The 2,254-nt window shown below is 58.4% G+C and carries 1 protein-coding gene and 2 pseudogenes; 1 reads left to right on the forward strand and 2 read right to left on the reverse strand.

The genetic code is table 11. The annotated features are described in order from the left end of the window. Positions 1-1,132: pseudogene (locus HMPREF2791_RS05350) on the reverse strand (IS256 family transposase); the annotation flags it as partial. 127 nt (positions 1,133-1,259) lie between these two features. On the opposite strand from HMPREF2791_RS05350, the pseudogene HMPREF2791_RS11570 reads away from it, so the two are divergent. Continuing rightward, a pseudogene (locus HMPREF2791_RS11570) lies at positions 1,260-1,923 on the forward strand (IS256 family transposase); the annotation flags it as partial. Positions 1,924-2,064: 141 nt separating this feature from the next. On the opposite strand, the gene HMPREF2791_RS12035 reads toward HMPREF2791_RS11570, so the two are convergent. Next, on the reverse strand, positions 2,065-2,254 hold a 190-nt coding region (locus tag HMPREF2791_RS12035), incomplete at its 5' end, for a hypothetical protein (RefSeq protein WP_168168291.1).

Genomic DNA, 2,254 nt, shown 5'->3' on the forward strand with positions numbered 1-2,254 from the left:
GGTAGCTTTACGCAGTTCAGCATTCAGCGATTCGATCGAATTCGTGGTGTAGAGCACCCGCCTCGCTGCTGGCGGGAACTGCAGAAACGGCACGAACCTGTCCCAGGCATCGCGCCAGACTTTGACCGATTGCGGGTATTTACGGCCCAGTTCACTGGCCTCGAAGGCATCAAGGCTGGCGCGGGCGGTGTCTTCGTTGGCGGCTGTATAGACCTCACGTAGCGCACGGGAGACACCTTTGCGGTCCTGATACGACACCCACCTGTTGGCCGCCCGGATCAGGTGCACGATGCAGGTCTGCACCATGGAATTCGGCCAGGTTGCTTCTACTGCTTCCGGCAGGCCTTTGAGCCCGTCGCAGCAGACGATGAACACGTCTTGGACGCCACGGTTGGCAAGGTCAGCGCAGACTGATGCCCAGAATGCGGCGCCTTCATTGTCAGCGATCCACAATCCCAGGATGTGTTTGATGCCGTCCATATCCACACCGACGGCCATGTAGCAGGCCTTATTCACCACCCGGTGGGCACCTGCGGATTTTTACTCGTAGCGCGTCGAGGAAGATCACTGGGTAGAACTCGTCGAGCTGGCGGTTTTGCCAGGTCATGACCTCATCTAACACCGCGTCGGTGATCGTGCTGATCGTATCCGGGCTCATATCCACCCCCAGGGCGGTGGCGAGATGGTGCTGGATATCACGCACGTTCATCCCGCCGGCGTACAGCGAGATAATCATGTCGTCGAGCTCTGTGAGCCGACGGGAGCCTTTGGGCACCATTGTTGGAGCAAACGTGCCGGCACGATCCCTCGGCATGGTCACTTCCAACGCGCCGTAGCCAGAATCAACGGTTGTGGTGTACGACCCGTTGCGGTGATTGTTCGCCTGTGCGGTTTCCACCCGGGCCTTCGCCTTACGATCGGCATGGCCGTAGCCCAAATGCGCATCCATCTCTGCCTTAAGACCGGCGTTGATCGATGCCTGCAGCAGGCCTTTGACCAGCTCGCTGGCATCATCAGCGGAAGCCGACAGCTCGCTGATCAAGCTGGCCAGCTCAGGATTTTCCATCAGCTTCTCGCTGATCTCGTTGACCCTCGCCGGATCATGGTTTTTCTTCGGTGACACCGTAGTCATTATCGGTGAAACTCCTTCTAGATCAGAGCCTCACACACAAACTTCCTGACACCCTCACTGGCGGTGGCCGCCCCTGTATTTCCCAGGGCCCACCATCAGCAAGCGCTACACCACACTAAGGGACGTAACCGTCCATGCGCAGCGCGTCATCCGCCGCTACACCACCTCACGGCCACGAACCGACGCCGGCAAAGCCATCTACGCACTCGCGTTGAAGCTGACCCGTATCACCACACTCGACCAAGCACGGGAGTGGACGCTGCGTCTGCACGACTTCGGGCAGGTATTCAAAACATTCCTCAACGAAAAAACGCCCGTGCCAAAAGAACGCCGCACACTCAATAACCAGTGGGAATGGACCCATCTACGAGTGCGCAAAGCCTACAACTCACTGCTGTATCTATCGCGCAACAACTGGCTGTTTACCTACCTGCAGCCACCACCGAATGCGCTTGAGCCAAAACGCTGGGCGTCAACGACAAACAGTCTGGAAGGCGGCATCAACGCCGGACTCAAACGCATCGCCGACGGGCATCGCGGCAGGTCCGGGGAACGCCAACGGAAAATGCTCGAGTGGCACCTCCACACCAAAAAAGCAACTGCCTGACGATCCGTTAGACATCGCCAGGCAGTGCAATTTTGGTCAAGATCAACTCGCCAAAGTCAACGATCTTGCCGAAGAAGACCACAACAAAGCCGACCAGGAAACAGGCCGACCAGCCTTCTACGACAACGCTATCCCAACCGAGTACGAACACTCGATAGGAATCAGAAAAGGCCTCATGAAGTAACAAACAGTGTGTCCGCCCCGCGACACGCCGAGCGGACACACTTTTTGCTACTTAACCCGCGATTTGCGTCTTTGCTTAACGACGAAGCGCCGCCCCACCCCTTCCGGAGCCAGGCGGCGCTACATGCGATCTTTTCGCGCGCTACTTCTTGCCGAAGCTTGCGATCGGGCCGAGGACTCGGTCGATCGGGAATGCCAGCAGCAGCGACAGAACACTGAGCACTGCGACTACGCCCGCGATGATGACGCTAATCGGCGCGTTGCTCGAGCCCTTGGAGTCATCCTGGCCCTCGACCGGCCCCTCCGGCTTGGTTTCCGGCTTGGTTTCCGGC

The sequence above is a fragment of the Corynebacterium sp. HMSC034A01 genome, from assembly GCF_001838175.1.
GTDB lineage: Bacteria > Actinomycetota > Actinomycetes > Mycobacteriales > Mycobacteriaceae > Corynebacterium.